Source organism: Pseudomonas sp. S3E17 (assembly GCF_024168685.1).
GTDB lineage: Bacteria > Pseudomonadota > Gammaproteobacteria > Pseudomonadales > Pseudomonadaceae > Aquipseudomonas > Aquipseudomonas marginalis.
Map to the genome: position 1 here is coordinate 4628294 of NZ_JALJWE010000001.1, position 21383 is coordinate 4649676.

Genomic DNA, 21383 nt, shown 5'->3' on the forward strand with positions numbered 1-21383 from the left:
GGCAAACCCTGGCAGGACTCCCCCATGCTGCACTCGCACCTGACTACGCTCAACGCCGTCTCCCTGGTACTCGACACCTTCAGGGCCGAGGGCGTGAGCCGCGACGTGCTGCTGGCCGGCAGCGGTATCTGCGGCGCCGACCTGAACCGCGCCGACACGCGCATCACCACCAACCAGGAGATGCGCGTGTGTGCCAATGCCGTGGCCCTGCGCCGCGATATCGGCCTGGAGTTGGGCCGGCGCATGCACGTGTCATCCTACGGCATGCTCGGCTACGCGCTGCTGACCAGTGCCACCTTCGGTGACGCTTTGCGCCTGGCCCTGCGCTATCCGGCGCTGTTGGGAACACTTTTCGAGCTGAGCCTGGAAGACGACGGCCAGCGCATCTGGTTCACCGCCGACGGGTATCGGGAAAACCCGGCGCTGGCCACCTTCAATGTCGAGTTCTGCCTGGTGTCGTTGAAGGTCATCTGTGACGATCTGCTGGGCCATGCCCTGCCGTTGCTCGGTGCGCGTTTCGAACACCGCGCCCCCGACTATCGCGCACGCTATGCCGAGCACTTCGATTGCCCTCTTGCCTTCGCTGCCAGCGCCAATGCCTTCGCTTTCGACCGGCGCTGGCTCGACCAGCCGTTGCCGCTGGCCGACCCCATCACCCACCGCGCCATGGCCGAGCGCTGCCGCAAACAGAACACTGAATTCACCGGGCGCCAGGCCTGGCTCGGCCGGGTACGCCAATTGCTGGCCGCCCAATTGAACGCCGCCCCCGGCATCGATGGCCTGGCCGGGCAGATGAACTGTTCGCCGCGCACCTTGCGCCGGCATCTGCATGACCTGGGTTGCAGCTATCAGGAACTGCTGGACGAGTTACGCTTCGAGCGGGCCAAACAGTTGCTGGGCGAGGACCAACTGCCGATCTATCGCATCGCCGAGCAGTTGGGCTTCAGTGAAACCGCAAGTTTCAGGCACGCCTTCGTACGCTGGAGCGGCGTGGCACCGAGTCAGTTCCGCGCTTGAGTCGCATGCCCCCACATGGGGCGAATAACGGACACAGGCTTTGGCCATATTTATCCCCTTTTGGCCGCTCCTGCCGTTCTCCAAACCTGCCCACGCCGCAACACTGCAAGGCATCCCAAGCAGCCTGCGGAGAACAACAACAATGCTGACGATCTATTCGGACGATCATCATCTGCACCACGGCCGTTGTGAATTGATGGACGGGCAATTGATGCCCTGCTTCGAAATGCCCGCCCGCGCCGACCATGTGCTGCAGCGGGTCAAGGACCGCCAGCTCGGCCCGGTGCAAGCCCCGCAGGACTTTGGCCTGGCCCCCTTGCAACGCATCCACAGCCGCGAATACCTGGATTTTTTCAAAGGTGCCTGGGCCCGTTGGGTCGAGTTCGGCCAGGACGGCGACCTGCTGCCCTATACCTGGCCCGCCCGTACCTTGCGCGCCGTCATGCCCACCAGCCTCCACGGCCAGTTGGGTTACTACAGCTTCGACGGCGGCGCGCCGATTACCGCCGGCACCTGGCAGGCAGCCTACAGTGCGGCGCAGGTGGCGCTGACCGCGCAACGGGCGATCCAGCAAGGCGCCCACAGTGCCTTCGCGCTGTGCCGGCCACCGGGACACCACGCCGCCAGCGACTTGATGGGCGGTTACTGCTACCTCAATAACGCCGCCATCGCCGCCCAGGCATTTCTCGATCAGGGCCACAGGAAGGTTGCGATCCTCGATGTGGATTACCACCACGGTAACGGCACCCAATCGATTTTCTATGAGCGTAGCGATGTGCTGTTCACCTCGATCCACGGGCACCCGGAAGCCGAGTTTCCGTTTTTTCTCGGCTATGCCGATGAGCTCGGCGACGGGACAGGAGAGGGTTTCAACTTCAACTATCCGTTGCCGGCCGGTTCGGGCTGGAACACCTGGAGCGCCGCACTGGAACAGGCTTGCCAGGCGATTGAGGGCTACGGCGCCGACGTCATTGTGGTGTCCCTGGGCGTCGATACGTTCAAGGACGACCCCATCTCGCAGTTCAAGCTCGACAGCCCCGACTACCTGGTCATGGGCAAGCGTATCGCCCGCCTGGGCAAGCCGACGCTGTTCGTGATGGAAGGCGGCTACGCGGTAGAAGAAATCGGCATCAATGCCGTCAACGTTCTCGAAGGTTTTGAAGGGGCAGTCGAATGAATATGCTCAAGTCGCTAGTGCTCTGCGCCGCCGTATTAAGCACCGCCGCGCACGCTGAAGAAAAAACCCTGCGGGTCTATAACTGGTTCGACTACATCACCCCCAAGGCCCTGGACGACTTCAAGGCTCAAAACCCGTCGATCAAGTTGGTCTACGACATCTTCGACACCAACGAAGCCCTGGAAGCCAAGCTGCTCACCGGCAATTCCGGCTATGACGTGGTGGTGCCGTCCAATGTGTTCCTGGCCAAGCAGATCGAGGCAGGTGTGTTCCAGCCGCTGGATCGCAGCCAGCTGCCGAACTGGAACCACCTCGACCCCAAGTTGATGAAGCTGATCGAGGCCAACGACCCTGGCAATAAATTTGCCGTGCCCTACATGTACGGCACCATCCTGATCGGCTTCAACCCCGACAAGGTCAAGGCCGCACTGGGCGCCAATGCACCGGTGGACAGCTGGGACCTGATCTTCAAGGAGGAGAACATCAGCAAGCTCAAGCAATGCGGCGTGGCGCTGCTGGATTCACCCTCGGAGATCCTGCCCCTGGCCTTGCAGCACCTGGGCCTGGACCCCAACAGCAACAACCCCAAGGACTATGAAAAAGCCGAAGCCTTGCTGCTGAAGATCCGCCCGTACATCACCTACTTCCACTCCTCCAAGTACATGGCCGATATTGCCAACGGCGACATCTGCGTCGCCGTCGGCTACTCCGGCAGCTTCTCCCAGGCCGCCAATCGCGCCAAGGAGGCCAGGAACGGCGTGATCGTCGACATGCGCCTGCCCAAGGAGGGCGCGCCGATCTGGTTCGACATGCTCGCCATTCCCAAAGGCGCGAAGAACCCCCAGGACGCCTACACCTTCATCAACTACCTGCTGCAACCGCACGTCATTGCGCCGATCAGTGATTTTGTCGGCTACCCCAACCCGAACAAAGACGCTACCGGGCAGGTGGACCCGGCGATCCGCAACAACCCCAACCTGTACCCCACCGAAGCCGCGATGGCCACGCTCTATACCTTGAAACCCCTGGGACGCGACGCCGAACGCGCCAGGACCCGCGCCTGGTCCAAAATCAAGTCCGGGACCTGAGCAAATGTGGCCGGGAAGTGCGCTTCCCGGCCATGATGACTTATCTACCGACCGCCCGGCCGCAGCGCCAATTACCTTGCAGCTCTTCATGCCGACCCAGGCCAAGGAGCTGCAGATGCCCAACGATTCACTCCCTAGCAACAATCGCCCGCCCAGCAGCTATGAGCTGCTGACGCAACTGAGCGTCGGCCCGTCGATCCGCGACGTTGCCGCCAACCTGTTGCGTTCGTCCCTCATGGAGCAATACCCGACACTCGCTATCGACCCTGACCTGGCCATGGTCATCACGCCGCGCTGGCGCATCGTTGGCGATGTCATCCAATCCGCACCCGCCATCGCGCAATCGCTGACCTCGGTGCTGGCCAACCAGGCTCTGGCGCCCGAGCCGGTGATCTATATCGACGGCGAACACTTCCTCACCCTGGAACCCGAGGCCAAGCCCGCCGTGCACCTGCCGGTGCAGATCGATGCCATTGCGCGGCTGATCAATGAGCTGGCGGCGCTGATCTTTACCGCCTTCCAGGAGCAGCAACTTGATTACTGGAACGCTTCCAACGGCCTGGCGGGCCCACGCTGGCAAACGCTCTCCCATTCCCTGCGCAAAGTCTGGAACGTCACCGCGCAGGACGGCTGGGATGAACACGATTGCGCCATGGCCAGGACGTTGTTCCACTTTCCAGACCGGACCAAGCGTCGGAACTTCGTCACATTCCAGACACACGCTTACCTGATCGATATAGATGGCCTGAAAAACAACCGCTCCACTCACGTCGGCCTGTCGGATATCGCGGTGCTGATCGGGGTACATGAGCAACGCCAGCGGGTCCTGACGTATTCGCTGATCAACGGCTACGAGAAATTCGAGTCACTGCAAAAGCTCGGCGAAGCCTTGCCCGCGGCACTGACTCATGCTGACGGGGAGGTAACCGTGCAATGGCGATTGTACGAACCCGCCGGGGATTTTTTCGACAGCCTGGCGTGCAACCTGATCGCCCTGCAATTGCAGGCCATCGGATCAATTGGCTCCGCCGAACTTGAAGCCCCCGCCACGGCTGCCGTCACCGGCCAGGCCGTCGCGCGCATCCTGCCGGTGATTGAGGACTTGAGCGATCACTCATTGTCGAGCATCCACCAGATCCACGAGCAACTTCCCGACTGGCTTGCCAATGCCTCGGACCTGGACGTATCGACCTACAGCCGTTACGTGATCGAGCTGGCCGAACTGCATACCCACAACCACGGGCAGTCTTTCCAGGACGGTATCCCGCCGATCCGCGATTACGCCAGGCAGCAACTGCAAAACCGGATCAAGGCCCATGCAAATGGCGCGAGCCTGAACCTGGACAAGATAGAGATCAGCATCGAAAGCCCGGTGGTCTGGGGCACCTTCGTGCTGCCCGGAACCAGTGACATCACCCGGCGCAGCCTGATCGACCTGGCCCTGGAAAACCTCACCGGGCTGCCCACCGGTACGTCCAGCGTGCACTACAACGGCGGCGAGGGGCCGCAATGGCTGACGTACAACTACCTCAAGGACGTGATCGAAACCCTCGACATCGGTGAACGCTACCCGACGCTGATCAAACACACCCTGCTCGACGACCCCGTTCAATCGAGGCTTCGGCAAACCCTCTACACCTCGCACTTGCGGGTGCAACTGCCACTGCTGGCCTTGCAGTGGAAAATCCAGGGCCTGCACGGCATCGATGATCGCGGTTATCGCTATATCGCTGCCGCGGTGCAGGAACACGCCCATGAACGGCAGGTCGAGGGGCAAGAGATCGTCATCCGGCGCCTGGCGTTCATTCCCACCCTGCGCACCAGCCAGGCGCAGGATGGGGTGGCGAATATGTTTGTGATCGGCCCCCGCGACCACACCCAAGGCCCTTGCCTGTTGTACCGCCCACTGCTGGAGCCGGTGCTGATCCAGTACCCGTCACGGCAAAACCTGTTGTATGCCATCAAGCATCACCGCACCCTGCGCGACTCGGTGCTGGCCTGGCTGGCCGAAGATGTGCGCTTCAACTACGAGCAGTATGTCTTCCCTGCCGCATTACCTTCGCCGTGGACCGTGGTGCGCGGGTTGGTGGAGCCGCAAGTGGTGGTGCAAATGAGCGGCCCCCTGGCCTTGAGCGACGAAGTGGTGGGCAACGACAGCCTGGCGACGCTGTTCAGGGACAACGCCAACGCGATGGTTGAATTGGCGACGCGGCAATCGGTGTCCAACGCTCAGAAACGCTGGGCAAGCTATCGAGAAGCCGGCTGGCTGATTTTCAGCGCGGCGTTGCCATTCATGGGCCGCACCGTGGGCATCGCGGCCTGGATCTGGCAAATCATGGACGACCTGCAGGCGACCGCCCAGGCGGAGCCGGAGCCTGACGGGCAGGTGTCCTGGACAGCCCAGGTGGATCTGCTGCTCAACCTGGGCATGGCTCTGGTGCTGCACGTCGCCCTGCGCCATCCGCCGGTGCGAAAGACGCCCAAGGCCACGTTGCCGAAACAGGAAGCCACCCCGACTCAGGCGCCGGAAACCAGACTGCCGCCGGAGCACCGGATCCCCGTGATGCGCCGCCCCGACTTGCCCGACGCCGAACCGCCCGCTCGCCATCAAGGCCCGCTGTACAACAGCGGCGCACTCCAACGTTCTCCGACAAGCCTGGGGGCCACACTGGACCGCTTCAAAGTGGCCAGGCCCGACGGGCTGGGGGAAGCCGTCAAGGAAACAGGGCCGCACCTGCATCTCTATGCGCTTGCCGATAAATGGTACGCGCCGGTGGGCGCACGCTGGTTCGAGGTGGCGGTGGATGAGCACGACAATGTCATGATCGTCGATCCGGGCCGCCCCACTCACATCGGCCCGCTGCTGGTGAGCAACCTGGCCGGGCAATGGTTTGTCGACACTCGCCTGCGCCTGCGCGGTGCCGGTTTCAGGAATCGCCGGCAATCGGCTCGCGGCAAAGTACCTTCGCGGATCACCGACCTCCGGCAGAAACTCAACCAATTCGATGCTGACGAACGGCGCGGGCAAGCTGAAGTCGCCCAGGCCCACGCCGCGATAGACCCGCTGCCCGGGCCCTCCTCCGATCGCCAGCGCCAGGCGTTCCTCGACAAGGTCGACAGCCGCCTGGCCGACTATGACGTGCCCATTCGCCAGTTGCGCTCGCTGAATGTCATCGATTCGGTACCCAACTACCAGAGTTCGATGATCGACTACCTGAACAAACAACTGCTGCTGACCCGCTCGGCCATCTCGGAACGCTTGCCGGTCTTTCGCGACAAGTTGCTGGTGTCGGTGGAAGACATGGAAGCCGTCACCGCCCTGGACATCAAGCAGCGTAACGAGATCGCACAGACGATGGCGAAGCTGAACCTGGATATGATCAACCGCATGGAGTATGCGCAATCGCGCTATCGCCAATTGGAAAGCCTTGGCATAGAGGGTGCCAAGGTCATCCAGACCAGCGTGCAGGCCCTGCCCGACTTCAAGCTGCACGACCTGAAGGCCATGCAACTCACCCTCAGCCGCTACCTGTGTATTGGCGAAGGCAGCGGGGAGGCCTTCACCGACGCACGGGTACAACTCAATGACATCGTGGATAACGCCGATCTCACGGTGCAAACGTGGATCGAGACCCTGGTGGAAACCAGCATCAGCGACCTGCACGAGCGTATTGAAGTGCTCAACAGCCTGGTCGACCAGTTCGCAATTGTCGACCAACGCCTGCTGGACCTGCACGCCGAACACCCGGAACAGGTGCAGCGAGAACCCCTGGAACACCTGCGCCAACGCATCGATGAATTCAACCAACAGGCGGTGCATGAGCTGGCGCTGTTGATCAGGCAACGAAAAGCCCTGGAGCCCAAGCCTGGCCCATCAAAAGCCCCCCCGACACCCAAGCGCAAAGTCATCAAGACACGCTTCAACGGGGTGGTGGTGGGCGAGCCCCGTGAAGCCGAAAGCGGCCTGGTGGACGTCAAGGCCCCGGTAACGGGCAAGCTCATCGCGACCTTCCACGAAAAAACCCCTGGGGTCTGGGTCGAACGCCAGAGCACACCCTCAAGCCCCCGAGAGCCCCAGGTGATCGACCTGGGCACCAGCATCGACGCCGCCCAGAGCCTGCTGAATGAAGAGCCCGCCGCCACCCTGCGCACCCTGGACCACGCGAAGAAAGCCGGACGTATTCCGGTAGAAATCGAAGAGATGTTCCACCAGTACGCCGCACGCCTGGAACACGCAGTGGCCACGATCGAAGAGGCGCTGACCCGGCTCAACCTCACGGAAAGCGACCGCCCGCCCGCCGCCGCCCTCAACCGTCGCCTCAATGACGCCGCACAACGGCTATACGAACTGGGCACAAGCACTCGCATCAGCATGACCAAACAACAACCACCCACGGCGGCACGGGTGGAGTGGCTGCACAGCCAAGGCCTGGTGAAAATCGCCAAAGTGGTCACGCGGCGGCGGCTCAAGGGCCCCGGCAAAAACTACCTGGACGAATATGAGGTGCGTGATCACCAGACCCATGCGGTGCTCTGGTATGCGCACTTTCACTATGAGTCTCCCCAGGCGGCGCTGGAGCACTACACCGCCGGCCACCTCAAGACCCGCGACCAGCAGAAACTGGGGGGCGCTGTGCACCGCACGGGCTTGAGCGACCGTGACCAGATCGCGATTTATCGCAGTGAAATCAGCCCGATCCTGGCCCGTTCGTTGTTTTTCCAGGCCTGACCGTCAATCGTGCTGCCAGGCCCTGCGCAAGGTTGCCAGGGCCTCGGCAACGGCCGTCTCAGGTACGGCGGCAAACCCCAGCACCAGGCCGGCGCGCTGGTCTGCCGGAGTGGTGGAGTGCGCCAGCCAGTAACTGCTTAAACCATTGACTTCGACACCCACGGCACGGGCCTGCTCAAGCAGCTGTTGCTCGCGGGCCAGGCTGTCCACGCGCACGGTCATGTGCAGCCCTGCGGCGATAACGGGCAACTCGCCCACCCCCGGCAGACCGCGCGGCCACCCGGCGAGCAAGGCATTGCGCCGGCTCAATGCCGCGCGCCGCATCCGGCGGATATGCCGCTGGAAGTGCCCGGCCGCCATAAACTCGGCCATCACCGCCTGGGTACTGACTTCCGAGTGGCGCATATCCACCGCACGGCGCCGTGAGAAGGCATCGACCAGGCCTGGCGGCAACACCAGATAGCCCAGGCGCAAGGCCGGGAATGCGACCTTGCCGAAGGTGCCGACGTACAGCACGCGGCCGCTGCGGTCGAGCGCGGCCAGGGGCGCCAGGGGTGCGCCGCTGTAGCGGTATTCGCCGTCATAGTCGTCCTCCACGATCCAACCGCCGGTGCGCTCGGCCCAGGCCAGCAACTCCAGGCGCCGCGCCAGGCTCATCACCACGCCCAGCGGGTATTGGTGAGAGGGCGTGACATAGGCCAGACGGCAATCACCCAAGGTATTCAGGACCTGGCAATCGATGCCGTCGCTGTCCACCGGCACGCCCTGCAGATTGGCACCGGCCAGTGCGAACGCGTGCCCGGCGGCCCGATAGCCCGGGTTTTCCACCGCCACCCCGTCACCTGGCTCCACCAGCAGCTGTGCACAAAGACTGATTGCCTGTTGTGCACCGCTGGTGATCACTATTTGCTCAGCCGTACATTGCATGCCCCGTGAGCTGCGCAGGTAAGCGGCGATCAAGCCGCGCAGGCGGCTGTCACCCGCCGGGTCGCCATAGCACAGCTGCGCCAGGTCCGGCTTGCGCCAGAACGCCCCGTTGAGCTTGGCCCAGACCTCGAAAGGGAATAGATCGAAGGCTGGCACGCCCACGCGAAATGCCTTGGGCGGCCCCGCCGGCGGCTGTGGCAAATGGTGACTGTGCACGCGCCCCAAGGCCGGCCTGTGGATAACTTCGCCGTCGAGATCGTGCGGCAAATCCAGCCATTTTGTGGATAAGGCTGGGGATAAGCTTGTTGATAAGCCTGTGGATACTTTTGTGGATAGTTTTTTTGCCGTGGGCAACTGGGCGACATAGGTGCCATCACCCACACGGCCTTCGACAAACCCCTCGGCGTACAACTGATCGTAGGCACGCACGACGCTGTTGCGGGAAATCAACAACGCAGCGGCCAGGTCACGGCTGGCGGGAAGGCGCGTACCGCTGGCCAGGCGTCCATCCAGCACGCGCTGACGCAGGGCTTCATAAAGCTGGCGCGTCAGGCCTTGGCGTCGATCCAGCTCGATACCGGCAGGGTTGAAGGACAGCGGCGGCGAAATGGGCGACATCATATTGGACCTATGAAATTGGCCGAAGATGGCTCTTACAACGAACCATTAGCCTGCCTAGGATGCAGGCATTCGCCAAGGAAAATATTCATGTACACACCACGCGCCTTTGCCCTCGACGACTTGCCCGAAATACAGCAACTGATCCAGCACACACGCCTGGCGCAGTTGGTCACCTTTGGCGAGCAAGGCCTGCAGGCCAGCCACCTGCCGCTGCTGCTCAACCCGGATGAAGGCCCCAACGGCACGCTGTACGGGCACCTGGCCAAGGCCAATCGGCAGTGGCAGGACCTGCAAGACGGCAGCGAAGCCCTGGTGATCTTCGCCGGTGCCGAGGCCTATGTCAGCCCAGGGTTTTACCCGGCCAAGGCCGAGCACGGCAAAGTGGTGCCCACCTGGAATTACATCGCGGTGCATGCCTATGGCAAGGCCCAGGTGTTTACCGATGCCGAGCGCCTGCTCGGCGTGGTCAGCGCACTCACTGACCGCCACGAGGGCAATCGCGCCCAGCCGTGGAAGGTCAGCGATGCCCCGGCTGATTACATTGACGGCATGCTCAAGGCCATTGTCGGCTTCAGCCTGCCGATCGAGCGCCTGATCGGCAAACGCAAACTCAGCCAGAACCGCAGCGCGGCGGACATCGCCGGCGTGCGCGACGGCCTGGCCGCCAGCGCCGATATACGCGACCAGACCCTGGCGCGCTTTATTCCCTAAGGAGTTCCAGAATGAGCCAGATCGAGATCCGCCAGGTCACCGCAACCGACCACGCCGCCTGGCTGCCGCTGTGGCAGGCGTACTTGACGTTCTACAACACCGAACTGCCGGACGCCGTCAGCCAAAGCACCTGGCAGCGCCTGATCGATGCCCATGAGCCGACCCACTCCGCGCTGGCCTGGCAGGATGGCAAGGCGGTGGGCATGGTCAACTTCATCTACCATCGCTCCAACTGGAGCATCGAGAACTCCTGCTACCTGCAGGACCTGCTGGTGGACCCGGCCCAGCGCGGTACCGGTGTCGGCCGAAAACTGATCGAGTTCGTCTACGCCACTGCCAAGGCCGACGGCTGCTGCAAGGTGCACTGGCTGACCCACGAGACCAACGCCACCGCAATCCAGCTCTACGAGCGCATCGCCGAACGCCCTGGCTTCATTCAATTTCGCAAAGGTCTTTAAGGAGCGCAGCATGTCCACTTCCCTCGCCGACTGGAAAGGCGCCCCGGCGCCCACCGCGCAACTGCTCGAAGGGCGCTTTATCCGCCTGGAAAAACTCGACCCGGCCCGCCACGCCGATCAATTGTGGCAAGCCCTCGAAGGCCCCGATGCCGACCCCAAGTTGTGGGATTACCTGCCTTACGGCCCGTTTGCCGAGCGCGCCGCGTTTGATGCGTGGTTGAACAACCATGCGGCGAACAGCGACCCGTATTTCTTCAGCGTGGTCGACCGTGCGTCCGGCCAGGTGCAGGGCATCCTCAGCCTGATGTCCATCGTCCCGGCCCAGGGCCGTATCGAAATCGGGCATGTCACCTTCGGCGCGCCGATGCAGCGCTCACCCAAAAGCACCGAGGCGGTGTATCTCTTGGCCAAATACGCGTTCGAACAGGGCTACCGCCGCCTGGAATGGAAGTGCAACAACGGCAACGCCCGCTCCAAATATGCGGCGGAGCGGTTGGGGTTCAGCTTTGAAGGGGTGTTCCGCCAGCATATGGTGGTGAAGGGGCAGAACCGCGATACGGCGTGGTATTCGATTCTGGATTCGGAATGGCCGACGGTGGGTGCGGGGTTTGAGGCGTGGTTGTCGGAGGCGAACCAGGCAGGTTCCGGGCAGTTGAAGGGCCTGGCGGAGTGTCGCCGCCAGGCGCTTTAAGGCTTACCCCAGCTTCTGGGCCAGCACCGCAATGTGCTCCGGCCCGATCCCGCAGCACCCGCCCAAGTGGCTGGCACCCCGCGTTTGCCAGTCCGCAGCCCACTGCAGGTAGCCCGGTGGGTCGAGATCCTCGCGCAAGGGGTCCAGGCCATCATTGGCCGTGGCTTCCTTGGGCTGGGGCGGGAAGGCATTGGCATAGGCGCCGATCCGAATCGCCACGCCCAGCCGCTCGAAGGTTTGGCGTGCGGCATCGATCGCCGCGCCGATCACTTCCGGCTGGCTGCAATTGAACAGCAACACTTGGACGCCCAATTGCGCTGCCGCTTCGGCCGCGTCCGCCACCGGTTCGCCGGAGCGCAGGCGCGGTACTTCGTCGGTGTCTTCGTCTTTCAAGGTGAAGGACAGCCAGAACGGCTTGCCATCCTTCGGCAGGCCCGCATGAATCGCCCGCGCTTCAACGATTGAGCTCTGGGTCTCCGCCAGCCACAGGTCGACATGGGGTGCCAGGCCCTGCACCAGTGGCGTCAGCAACTCAGACACGCGCTGCGGCTCGAAAAGATCAGGCCGATACGAACCAAACAGCGGCGGCAACGAGCCGGCCACACGCACGGCCTTGCCCGAAGCCTGCACCGCCCGTCTGGCCAATTCACCCGCCAGCGCCGCCAGGGCCTGGCCTTCGGCAGCAAAGCGCGCCTCGCCGATATGGAACGGCACCACCGCATAGCTGTTGCTGGTGATCACATTGGCACCACTGTCGATATAGGCCGCATGCACGGCCTCCACCGCTTGCGGTGCTTCGCTCAATGCCAGCGCCGACCACTCCGGCTGCCGGAAAGGCGCACCGCGGCGTTGCAGTTCACGGCCCATGCCGCCGTCCAGAATTACTGTGTTCCCTGCGGCCATATGCTTTTTACTCATAAGCTTATGAAAATAACTCACTATGAGAGTCGTTCTTATAACTATTTAATACGTTCAATTCGGTTCATAACAACTCTTTTTTATTCAGGTGCCCATTTTGAAACTTAAACCGCTATTGGCCCTGGGCCTGACGATACTGGCTGCCTCCACCCAAGCCTTTGGCGGCGCGACCCTTGACCGGGTTGAGAAGAAAAAGGAACTGGTGGGCGTGCTGATGGAAAGCTACCCGCCGTTCTCGTTCCTCAACGACCAAAACCAGCTCGACGGCTTCGATGTCGATGTGGCCAAGGCTGTCGCGCAAAAGCTCGGTGTGAAACTGCGCCTGGAAACGCCGTCGTGGGACGTGATCGCCGCCGGCCGCTGGAGCGGGCGCTATGACATCTGCATTTGCTCCATGACCCCGAGCAAGGCCCGCGCCGAAGTCTTCGACTTCCCGGTGGAGTATTACGCCTCCCCTGCCGTGATCGTGGTCAATGCCAAGGATGACAGCATCCACGGCGCCAAGGACCTGAGCGGCAAGAAAGTCGGCCTCACCAGCGCCTCCAGCTACGAGAGCTACCTGAACAAGAACCTGGTGATCGAAGGCGCCGAGGACACCCAGTTGCAGTACCCGTTCGAGAACGTGCAGATCGCCCCGTACGACACCGATAACGTCGCCTTCCAGGACCTTGGCCTGGGCGCCGGTGTACGCCTGGATGCAATCCTCACCAACCTGGTCACCGCCCAGCCGCGCCTGGACCAGGACAAACGCTTCAAACTCGCCGGCGCAGCGCTGTACGCCGAACCCAACTCGGTGGCCATCGAAAAAGGTGACGCCCAGTGGGACGCCAAGGTGCGTGAGGTGTTTGCCCAGTTGAAACAGGACGGCACCCTGAGCAAACTGTCGCAAAAATGGATCGGTGCCGATATCAGCCAATGAGTGTTCCCCCAAAACCTGCGCGCGCCCTGCTGGGCTTTCGCACGCGGCTTTACCTGACCTGGGCGGCGCTGTTCGCCCTGTTTGCCAGTTTCTTCCTGAGCTTTGACCTGAAGTTCTCGATCATTCTCGACAAGCTGCCCAACCTGGTTGGCCTGCACCTGGCACCCAATGGCTTCCTGCAAGGCGCAGCGCTGACGCTGTTCCTGTGCCTGTGTGCGATTGCCGCCTCGTCGGTGCTGGGCTTTATCACCGCGCTCGGGCGCCTGTCCAAAAGTGCCGTGGCCTTTGGTATCGCCAGCTTCTACGCGTCGTTTTTCCGTGGCACGCCGTTGCTGATCCAGATCCTGCTGATCTATCTGGGCCTGCCACAGCTGGGCCTGGTGCCGGGCGCCATCGTCGCGGGGATCATCGCGCTGTCGCTGAACTACGGCGCGTACCTGAGCGAAATCTTCCGCGCCGGCATCCTGGGCGTCCCTCATGGGCAACGGGAAGCGGCATTGGCCCTGGGCATGCGCGACAGTTCGATCTTCTGGCACGTCACCCTGCCCCAGGCCATGCGCACCATCGTCCCGCCGGCGACCAACCAGTTCATCTCCATGCTCAAGGACTCGTCGCTGATCTCGGTGATGGGCGTGTGGGAAGTGATGTTCCTGGCGCAATCCTACGGGCGCTCCAGTTATCGCTACATCGAGATGCTGAGCACCGCGGCAATCATCTATTGGGTCATGTCCCTCGGGCTGGAACTGATCCAGGCACGGATGGAACGCCATTTTGGCAAGGGGTATGTAAGGCGAGGATGAGGTCAGTCAAGTAACAATCGACCGCCACCTTAGTGCGCCAATCCTGTGGCATTCTTTTCCGCATCAGGCTAGAGACATCTCCCGCAAACGAGCACTGCCTGGCCTGACAGTTATCCCCCGAGTGCCCCGCTAAATTCCCCGCCTCATACATCAAGAGGTGGGTTTACATGCCGCTCATTCAGAAACAACTCGTACTCGCCATCACCCTCGCGCTGGGGGCCACCTGCGCTCAATACGCACAGGCACGGGGCGACATGGAGCCAGACAGCGAATGGTTCGATCCGCTCGCGGAGCACAGCGAGAAAAGCCCTTATGAACCGGCCCTGCCCGCGCCCGATGACTTCTACTTCGCTGACCATGGCACCAGCCGCAATGGCCTGAGCGTCGCCCGTGTGCTCGACGCCGCGATGGATGACCTGCTGGCGTCGGACGAACTGAACGAGTGGGAAAAATACCGACTTGAGCAATACGGCGAGTACCTGGGCAGCCTGGAGCCAGGGCGATTGGGTGCGGTGCTGGAGCAATTGGCGGGTAGCCAGAACGCCAACCTGGGCAGCGCCACCCAAAACAGCATGAAACAATTGAACGCCAGCCTGCTGTCGGCAATACGTCAGCTGGATAACGACACCGATGAGGGCAGCCGTGTATGGCTCCAAGCCTTGGGCGGCGCCGGCACGCTGGATGCTCAACACGCAAGCGTTGGTTTGAAGCAACGCAGCCAAGGCTTGCTGCTGGGCGCCGACTGGTCGGCCGACAACGCGTGGCGGCTCGGCGTAGTGGGCGGAAAGTCGGGCAGTGACCTGAGCGCCAAACGTTTCAAAGGCGAACTGGACAGCTGGCATCTGGGCGCTTATGCGGTGCGCCAGGACGGGCCGCTGGCACTGCGTCTGGGTGCGCTCTACAGCAGGCATAGCGGGCAGAATCAACGCAATGTCGATTTCGACTTCATCAATTACCGCGAACATCTCACGGGCAAGTACAAAGCGCGCAGCCAAAATGCTTTCGCCGAGCTGGGCTATCAGTTCCACACCGGTGGCTTACGCGCCGAGCCCTTTGCCGCGCTGGGTTTCCAGCGTTATCAGCGCGACCGCTTTGTGGAGAAAGGTGGCTATAGCGCACTGGATGTCGGTGCACAGACCCAGCAAAACCTCAGCAGTACCTTCGGCCTGCGTTTGACCCGCGACTTTGCATTGGGCAACCAAATGACGCTCAAACCGCACCTGAGCACCAGCTGGAAACATCTGTATGGCGACATCGGCAGCCGGGTGCGCCAGTCCTTCGCCTGGGAAAAACGCGAGGACTTCGACAGCTCGTTCACCATCGGCGGCACCTCACTGGACCGTAACAGCCTGGCGCTGCGTACCGGCCTGGACATGGCGCTGTCGGACACACACAGCGTGGGCCTGACCTATTCCGCCGAGTTCGGTAGCCACAGCCGCAACCAAGGGGTGATGGGCCAGTGGGCGATAGCGTTCTGAGCCATGAGGTAGCCTGATCATCAGGCAAAAAAAAGGGGAGCACCTGCCCCCCCGAGGATTAAACGGTCGTGTCGAAGGCTGGATCAGCCTTCGATTTCAATCAGGATTTCGCCAGGGTTCACCCGGTCGCCCTTGGCCACATGAACGGCGGTCACCTTGCCGGCAATCGCAGCCTGCACTTCGGTTTCCATTTTCATCGCTTCGGTGATCAGCACGGCCTGGCCGGCCTTGACCACGTCGCCTTCCTTGACCAGCACATCGACGATATTGCCCGGCATCGCCGTGCTGACATGTCCCGGCTCGCTGGCCTGCTTGCGCTTGCTGCTGCCACCGCCGACGAATTCGTTGAGCGGTTCGAACACCACTTCTTCCGGCATGCCGTCGATGGACAGGTAGAAATGGCGCTTGCCTTCGGCTTTCACACCGACACCGGTGATGTCCACGCGGTAGCTTTCGCCGTGCACGTCAATGACGAACTCGGTCGGCACGCCTTCACCACCGGCACGGGCCACACCGCCGGCTTCAGGGATAGGCAGCAGTACCTCAGGTGTCAGGGTGCCGGCGTCGCGTTCTTCGAGGAACTTGCGCCCGATGTCCGGGAACATGGCGTAGGTCAGCACGTCTTCTTCGGACTTGGCCAAGGCGCCGATTTCGCCGCGCAGCTTGGTCATCTCCGGCTTGAGCAGGTCGGCTGGGCGCACGTCGATCACTTCTTCGCTGCCGATGGCCTGGCGACGCAACTTCTCGTTCACCGTGCCCGGCGCCTTGCCGTAGCCGCCTTGCAGGTACAACTTCACTTCGTTGGTGATGGTCTTGTAGCGCTCACCGGCCAGCACGTTGAAGAACGCCTGGGTGCCGACGATCTGCGACGTCGGGGTCACCAGCGGCGGGAAGCCGAGATCTTCGCGCACCCGTGGGATTTCAGCCAGCACTTCGCTCATGCGGTTCAGAGCGCCCTGCTCTTTCAACTGGTTGGCCAGGTTGGAAATCATGCCACCCGGCACCTGGTTGACTTGCACACGGGTGTCGACGGCGGTGAATTCGCTTTCGAACTGGTGGTACTTCTTGCGCACGGCATAGAAGTACAGGCCGATCTCTTGCAGCAGTTCCAGGTCGAGGCCGGTGTCGAATTCGCTGCCCTTGAGGGCGGCGACCATCGACTCGGTGCCCGGGTGGCTGGTGCCCCAGGCGAAGCTGGAGATTGCGGTGTCGATATGGTCGGCCCCGTTTTCGATCGCCTTGAGTTGGCACATCGCGGCCAAGCCGGCGGTGTCGTGGGAGTGGATAAAGATCGGCAGGCTCTGCTCGGCTTTCAGCGCCTTGACCAGTTCACCGGTGGCGTACGGGGTCAGCAGGCCGGCCATGTCCTTGATCGCGATCGAGTCGCACCCCATGGACTCCAGCTGCTTGGCCTGGGCCACGAAGGCCTCGACGGTGTGCACCGGGCTGGTGGTGTAGGCGATGGTGCCCTGGGCATGCTTGCCGGCGGCTTTGACCGCTTCGATGGCCACGCGCAGGTTACGCACGTCGTTCATGGCGTCGAAGATGCGGAATACGTCGATACCGTTGACGGCAGCCTTGGCCACGAAGGCCTTGACCACATCGTCGCTGTAATGGCGGTAGCCCAGCAGGTTCTGGCCGCGCAGGAGCATTTGCAGGCGCGTGTTAGGCAACGCGGCGCGCAGTTTGCGCAGGCGCTCCCACGGGTCTTCCTTGAGGAAGCGTACGCAGGCGTCGAAGGTCGCGCCGCCCCAGACTTCCAGGGACCAGTAGCCGACTTTGTCGAGCTTGTCGCAGATCGGCAGCATGTCGTCGGTGCGCATGCGGGTCGCCAGCAACGATTGGTGGGCGTCGCGCAGGATGGTGTCGGTTACGAAGATTTTTTTAGTCATTGGAATGTTCCTCACAGGCCTGCGTGGGCGGCGATGGCGGCGGCGATGGCCAGGGCCAGCTCTTCGGGTTTGCGCTTGATCGAGTAGTTGGTCAGCTCAGGGTGGCTTTCCACAAAACTGGTGTTGAACTGGCCGCTGCGGAATTCCGGGTTACGCAGGATTTCCTGGTAGTAGGCGGCGGTGGTCTTCACGCCTTGCAGGCGCATGTCGTCCAGGGCACGCAGGCCGCGGTCCATGGCTTCTTCCCAGGTCAACGCCCAGACCACCAGCTTCAGGCACATGGAGTCGTAGAACGGCGGGATGGTGTAGCCGGTGTAGATCGCCGTGTCGGTACGCACGCCGGGGCCGCCGGGCGCGTAGTAACGGGTGATCTTGCCGAAGCTTGGGAGGAAGTTGTTCTTCGGGTCTTCGGCGTTGATGCGGAACTGCAACGCAAAGCCACGGTGCTGGATGTCTTCCTGTTTCACCGACAACGGCAGGCCCGAGGCGATGCGGATCTGCTCGCGGACAATGTCGATCCCGGTGATTTCTTCGGTGATGGTGTGTTCCACCTGCACCCGGGTGTTCATCTCCATGAAGTACACCTCGCCCTCGGCGAGCAGGAACTCCACGGTGCCGGCGTTCTCGTAGCCCACGGCCTTGGCCGCACGCACCGAGAGGTCGCCGATGTAGGCGCGCTGTTCCGGGGTGAGCTGCGGGCTCGGGGCGATTTCGATGAGCTTCTGGTTACGGCGCTGGATCGAACAGTCGCGCTCGAACAGATGCACCACGTTGCCGAAGCTGTCACCGAGGATCTGCGCCTCGATATGCTTGGGATTGACGATGCATTTTTCCAGGAACACTTCCGCCGAACCGAACGCCTTGGTGGCTTCGGAGATCACGCGGGGGAAGGCTTGTTCGAGTTCTTCGCGGCTGTTGCAACGGCGGATACCGCGACCGCCACCACCGGAGGTGGCTTTGAGCATCACCGGGTAACCAATGCGGTCGCCTTCGGTGAGGGCCTCGGTGATGTCGGCGACGTTGCCTTCGGTGCCGGGCGTGACCGGCACACCGGCCTTGATCATGCTGCGGCGGGCTTCGGTCTTGTCGCCCATGCGGCGAATCACTTCAGCCGAAGGGCCGATGAATTTGATTCCACGTTCGGCGCAGATGTCTGCCAGCTCGGCGTTTTCCGACAGGAAGCCGTAGCCGGGGTGCAGCGCATCGCAACCGGTTTCCACCGCCAGGTTCACCAGCTTGCGCGGGTTCAGGTAGCCGGCCAGCGGCTCGGCACCAATGCTGTGGGCTTCGTCGGCACGCTTGACGTGCAACGCGTGGCGGTCGGCGTCCGAGTAAACCGCGACCGAGCGAATGCCCATCTCGGCGCAGGCACGCACGATTCGTACGGCAATTTCACCACGGTTGGCGATCAGGATCTTTTTTATCACTTGGAAATTCCCTTGAGCCGATTGCTGCGTTCTTCGACCCGCTGGAGCCGGGTCGGCGCGTGACTAAATGTTTCAAGCCAGTCGCAGCCACACACTAAGCCCGTGGAGGGATTAACAAAAATCAATAATTATTGGGTCGCTCATAAGTAAAGACTTATAGTTGGCCGGTCGACCTGGGGCGAGAGGATTTAAATAATGCGTAAGTCACTGATGCGTATGACATTGCGTCAATTGCAGATCTTCAATGAAGTGTGCGATTTGCGCTCCTACAGCCGCGCGGCCGAGGAAATGTCTCTCACCCAACCCGCCGTGAGCCTGCAAATTCGCCAGCTCGAAGAGCTGGTCGGCCAGCCGCTGTTCGATTATGTCGGCAAGAAGCTCTACATGACCGAGGCGGCCGAAGCCCTGCAACGGGCCAGCCGGGATATTTTCGGGCGCCTGGAAAACCTCGATATGCAGCTGTCGGACATGCAAGGCTCGTTGCAGGGCCAGCTGAAGCTCGCGATTGAATCCAGCGCCAAGTACTTCGTGCCGCACCTGTTTGCCGCGTTCAAACGCCAGCATCCCGAGGTGCAACTGCACCTGACCGTGGTCAACCGCGCCCAGGTGATCCGCCGCCTCTCCGACAACCGTGACGACCTGGTGATCATGTCCATGGTGCCCCAGGACATGGGCCTGGAATTCCTGCCATTCCTCAACAACCCGATCGTGGCCGTGGCGCCCCCCGATCATCCTTTGAGCCTGCAAGGGCCGCTGCGTTTGCAGGACCTGGAACCCTACACGCTGTTGCTGCGCGAACCAGGCTCCGGCACGCGACTGGCCTGCGAGGAGTATTTCAAGGAGAAACGCGTGCACTTCACCCAGACGGTGGAAGTGGCCTCTGCCGAAGCGCAACGTGAATGCGTGTGTGCCGGGCTGGGCGTGGCCTTGCTGACGCGCCATGCGGTCAATATGGAACTGGCCACCGGCGGGCTCAAGGAGCTGCCGGTGGAAGAACTGCCGCTGTACCGCAGTTGGTGCCTGGTGCAGGCCAAGGCCAAGCGCCTGTCACCGGTGGCCCATGCGTTCCTGGGCTTTATCCGCAGCGAACGGGTGCAGATCAGCGCGTTGGCTGAACGTTTCGCTGGGCAGCCGCGGGTGCCTGCCAGTGGAGTTCCGGGTAGTCACTGATGCTCTGCTGCAGCTGGCGCTGGTCGCAGCGGTCTTCGATTGCGCGACGGAACGCCATGCGGCGCTGGTCTTCCTGTTGACGACGGGTCTTGACGGAGCTGTTGCTGTCTTCGTAGGGCCGGGCCATTTGGAGTCTCCCAATGCGAGTACGGGGAGTACAGGATGGGTTGTAGCGATGACGGTTTAACGGCGCGGGGGTTACAGGACGATGAATCTTCCGGATAGGTAGACAAACCAAATGTGGGAGGAGGCTTGCTCCCGATTACGGTACATCAGCCGATTTCTCTTTGACTGACCCACCGCTATCGGGAGCAAGCCCCCTCCCACATTTGGAACCCCTGCAACCTTGGATCAGTCGTCGAGGGCTTTGACGGACTTGGGCGACAACCGCAGGCTGCGCAAGCTGCGCTTCACGCTCTTGAGGTGGTTGACCAGGCTCGGGCCCCGCGCCATGGCCACGCCCATGGCCAGCACGTCGATCACCACCAGGTGCGCGATACGCGACGTCAGCGGGGTGTAGATCTCGGTGTCTTCGTGCACATCGATCGCCAGGTTGACCGTGGACAGCTCCGCCAACGGCGTCTGGCTCGGGCACAAGGTAATCAATGTCGCGCCGCTTTCACGCACCAGGTTGGCCGTGATCAGCAGGTCTTTGGAGCGGCCCGACTGGGAAATGCAGATCGCCACGTCGGTCGGCTTCAAGGTCACCGCCGACATCGCCTGCATGTGCGGGTCGCTGTAGGCCGCGGCGGTGAGCAGCAGGCGGAAGAACTTGTGCTGGGCATCGGCCGCCACGGCACCGGAAGCACCGAACCCGTAGAACTCGACACGCTGGGCCTGGGACATGGCAGTCACGGCCTTTTGCAGCTCCACCGGGTCAAGCTTCTCGCGCACCTCCATGAGCGTGTGCAGGGTGGTGTCGAAGATTTTCAGGCTGTAGTCGGCGACGGAATCGTCTTCGTGGATCGCAAACTGGCCGAAGCTCGCGCCGGCGGCCAGGCTCTGGGCCAGCTTGAGCTTCAAGTCCTGGAACCCGGAGCAACCGATGGCGCGGCAGAAGCGCACGATGGTCGGCTCGCTGATGCCCACGCTGTGGGCAAGGTCGGCCATGGAACTGTGCATCACGGCCGCAGGGTCAAGCAGCACGTGATCGGCAACCTTGAGTTCCGATTTGCGTAACAGGTGGCGCGACTGGGCGATATGTTGCAACAGGTTCAAAGGGCAGGACTCTTGTTATTGGCAGGGCCAGGGATGTAGCAAGCTTGTAGTTATACTACAAGAATTGCCGTTTTGCCCGCCCGATGCATCACTAAATCGCCCTGATGCCCTTTGAATCAGCGGGCAGCTGCCTTGTAGCCAT

At 62.2% G+C, this 21383-nt stretch carries 17 protein-coding genes; 11 read left to right on the forward strand and 6 right to left on the reverse strand.

Features of this window, described 5'->3' with window-relative positions; all coding sequences use genetic code 11:
* The first annotated feature begins 24 nt into the window (after positions 1-24).
* The 4 genes from J3D60_RS20930 (at position 25) to J3D60_RS20945 (ending at position 8011) form a co-directional block, all read left to right on the forward strand.
* A complete protein-coding gene (locus J3D60_RS20930; RefSeq protein WP_065946485.1) occupies positions 25-1017 on the forward strand; it encodes an AraC family transcriptional regulator in 993 nt (330 codons plus the stop codon).
* Positions 1018-1159: 142 nt separating this feature from the next.
* Positions 1160-2194: a histone deacetylase family protein gene (locus J3D60_RS20935; protein ID WP_253492649.1), complete on the forward strand. Its 1035-nt coding sequence runs from the start codon at positions 1160-1162 to the stop codon at positions 2192-2194.
* On the forward strand, positions 2191-3282 hold the full coding sequence (locus J3D60_RS20940) for a polyamine ABC transporter substrate-binding protein (RefSeq protein WP_253492650.1): 1092 nt from the start codon (positions 2191-2193) through the stop codon (positions 3280-3282). The genes J3D60_RS20935 and J3D60_RS20940 overlap by 4 nt, the downstream gene beginning before the upstream one ends.
* Before the next feature lie 115 nt (positions 3283-3397).
* The gene (locus tag J3D60_RS20945; RefSeq protein ID WP_253492652.1) at positions 3398-8011 is read left to right on the forward strand and encodes a DUF6543 domain-containing protein; all 4614 of its coding nucleotides are present in this window, start codon (positions 3398-3400) and stop codon (positions 8009-8011) included.
* Positions 8012-8014: 3 nt separating this feature from the next.
* Here the strand turns inward: J3D60_RS20945 and J3D60_RS20950 are convergent, their stop codons facing one another.
* Complete coding sequence (locus J3D60_RS20950; RefSeq protein WP_065938055.1) at positions 8015-9556, reverse strand: PLP-dependent aminotransferase family protein; 1542 nt, start codon at positions 9554-9556, stop codon at positions 8015-8017.
* Positions 9557-9646: 90 nt separating this feature from the next.
* Between J3D60_RS20950 and J3D60_RS20955 the strand changes: the two genes are divergently transcribed.
* The 3 genes from J3D60_RS20955 to J3D60_RS20965 are packed head-to-tail and all read left to right on the forward strand — an operon-like array spanning position 9647 to position 11419.
* A complete protein-coding gene (locus J3D60_RS20955; protein WP_065937949.1) occupies positions 9647-10270 on the forward strand; it encodes an FMN-binding negative transcriptional regulator in 624 nt (207 codons plus the stop codon).
* A gap of 11 nt (positions 10271-10281) precedes the next feature.
* Entirely contained in the window at positions 10282-10728 is a 447-nt protein-coding gene (locus J3D60_RS20960; RefSeq protein ID WP_027608229.1) for a GNAT family N-acetyltransferase, read from the forward strand.
* Positions 10729-10738: 10 nt separating this feature from the next.
* Positions 10739-11419: a GNAT family N-acetyltransferase gene (locus tag J3D60_RS20965; protein WP_253492653.1), complete on the forward strand. Its 681-nt coding sequence runs from the start codon at positions 10739-10741 to the stop codon at positions 11417-11419.
* 3 nt (positions 11420-11422) lie between these two features.
* On the opposite strand, the gene J3D60_RS20970 is transcribed toward J3D60_RS20965, so the two are convergent.
* Positions 11423-12322, reverse strand: coding sequence for a homocysteine S-methyltransferase family protein (locus J3D60_RS20970; RefSeq protein WP_065937947.1), 900 nt, complete (start codon positions 12320-12322; stop codon positions 11423-11425).
* A 112-nt stretch (positions 12323-12434) separates the two neighbouring features.
* On the opposite strand from J3D60_RS20970, the gene J3D60_RS20975 reads away from it, so the two are divergent.
* From J3D60_RS20975 to J3D60_RS20985, 3 genes are all read left to right on the forward strand, one after another.
* The gene (locus tag J3D60_RS20975; RefSeq protein ID WP_065937946.1) at positions 12435-13256 is read left to right on the forward strand and encodes an ABC transporter substrate-binding protein; all 822 of its coding nucleotides are present in this window, start codon (positions 12435-12437) and stop codon (positions 13254-13256) included.
* 29 nt (positions 13257-13285) lie between these two features.
* Positions 13286-14056 (forward strand): amino acid ABC transporter permease, encoded by a 771-nt coding sequence (locus tag J3D60_RS20980; RefSeq protein ID WP_141696498.1) that lies wholly within the window; start codon positions 13286-13288, stop codon positions 14054-14056.
* 167 nt (positions 14057-14223) lie between these two features.
* On the forward strand, positions 14224-15534 hold the full coding sequence (locus J3D60_RS20985; RefSeq protein ID WP_253492654.1) for an autotransporter domain-containing protein: 1311 nt from the start codon (positions 14224-14226) through the stop codon (positions 15532-15534).
* Between the two features lie 83 nt (positions 15535-15617).
* On the opposite strand, the gene oadA is transcribed toward J3D60_RS20985, so the two are convergent.
* Complete coding sequence (gene oadA / locus J3D60_RS20990; RefSeq protein ID WP_027608222.1) at positions 15618-17426, reverse strand: sodium-extruding oxaloacetate decarboxylase subunit alpha; 1809 nt, start codon at positions 17424-17426, stop codon at positions 15618-15620.
* Between the two features lie 11 nt (positions 17427-17437).
* Complete coding sequence (locus J3D60_RS20995) at positions 17438-18853, reverse strand: acetyl-CoA carboxylase biotin carboxylase subunit (RefSeq protein ID WP_027608221.1); 1416 nt, start codon at positions 18851-18853, stop codon at positions 17438-17440.
* Between the two features lie 195 nt (positions 18854-19048).
* Between J3D60_RS20995 and J3D60_RS21000 the strand changes: the two genes are divergently transcribed.
* Positions 19049-20023 (forward strand): LysR family transcriptional regulator, encoded by a 975-nt coding sequence (locus J3D60_RS21000; protein ID WP_027608220.1) that lies wholly within the window; start codon positions 19049-19051, stop codon positions 20021-20023.
* Here the strand turns inward: J3D60_RS21000 and J3D60_RS21005 are convergent.
* Complete coding sequence (locus J3D60_RS21005; protein ID WP_074848013.1) at positions 19953-20150, reverse strand: PA3496 family putative envelope integrity protein; 198 nt, start codon at positions 20148-20150, stop codon at positions 19953-19955. The genes J3D60_RS21000 and J3D60_RS21005 overlap by 71 nt on opposite strands.
* A gap of 224 nt (positions 20151-20374) precedes the next feature.
* Positions 20375-21241: a transcriptional regulator HexR gene (hexR, locus tag J3D60_RS21010; RefSeq protein ID WP_010168370.1), complete on the reverse strand. Its 867-nt coding sequence runs from the start codon at positions 21239-21241 to the stop codon at positions 20375-20377.
* Between the last annotated feature and the right edge of the window lie 142 nt (positions 21242-21383).

Coding starts and splice junctions, on each gene's coding strand:
- J3D60_RS21005 (WP_074848013.1), bottom strand. CDS start 20,150: ATGGCCCGGCCCTACGAAGACAGCAACAGCTCCGTCAAGACCCGTCGT.
- J3D60_RS20935 (WP_253492649.1), top strand. CDS start 1,160: ATGCTGACGATCTATTCGGACGATCATCATCTGCACCACGGCCGTTGT.
- J3D60_RS20970 (WP_065937947.1), bottom strand. CDS start 12,322: ATGGCCGCAGGGAACACAGTAATTCTGGACGGCGGCATGGGCCGTGAA.
- J3D60_RS20940 (WP_253492650.1), top strand. CDS start 2,191: ATGAATATGCTCAAGTCGCTAGTGCTCTGCGCCGCCGTATTAAGCACC.
- J3D60_RS20985 (WP_253492654.1), top strand. CDS start 14,224: ATGCCGCTCATTCAGAAACAACTCGTACTCGCCATCACCCTCGCGCTG.
- J3D60_RS20950 (WP_065938055.1), bottom strand. CDS start 9,556: ATGTCGCCCATTTCGCCGCCGCTGTCCTTCAACCCTGCCGGTATCGAG.
- J3D60_RS20945 (WP_253492652.1), top strand. CDS start 3,398: ATGCCCAACGATTCACTCCCTAGCAACAATCGCCCGCCCAGCAGCTAT.
- J3D60_RS20955 (WP_065937949.1), top strand. CDS start 9,647: ATGTACACACCACGCGCCTTTGCCCTCGACGACTTGCCCGAAATACAG.
- J3D60_RS20965 (WP_253492653.1), top strand. CDS start 10,739: ATGTCCACTTCCCTCGCCGACTGGAAAGGCGCCCCGGCGCCCACCGCG.
- J3D60_RS20930 (WP_065946485.1), top strand. CDS start 25: ATGCTGCACTCGCACCTGACTACGCTCAACGCCGTCTCCCTGGTACTC.
- oadA (WP_027608222.1), bottom strand. CDS start 17,426: ATGACTAAAAAAATCTTCGTAACCGACACCATCCTGCGCGACGCCCAC.
- J3D60_RS20960 (WP_027608229.1), top strand. CDS start 10,282: ATGAGCCAGATCGAGATCCGCCAGGTCACCGCAACCGACCACGCCGCC.
- J3D60_RS21000 (WP_027608220.1), top strand. CDS start 19,049: ATGCGTAAGTCACTGATGCGTATGACATTGCGTCAATTGCAGATCTTC.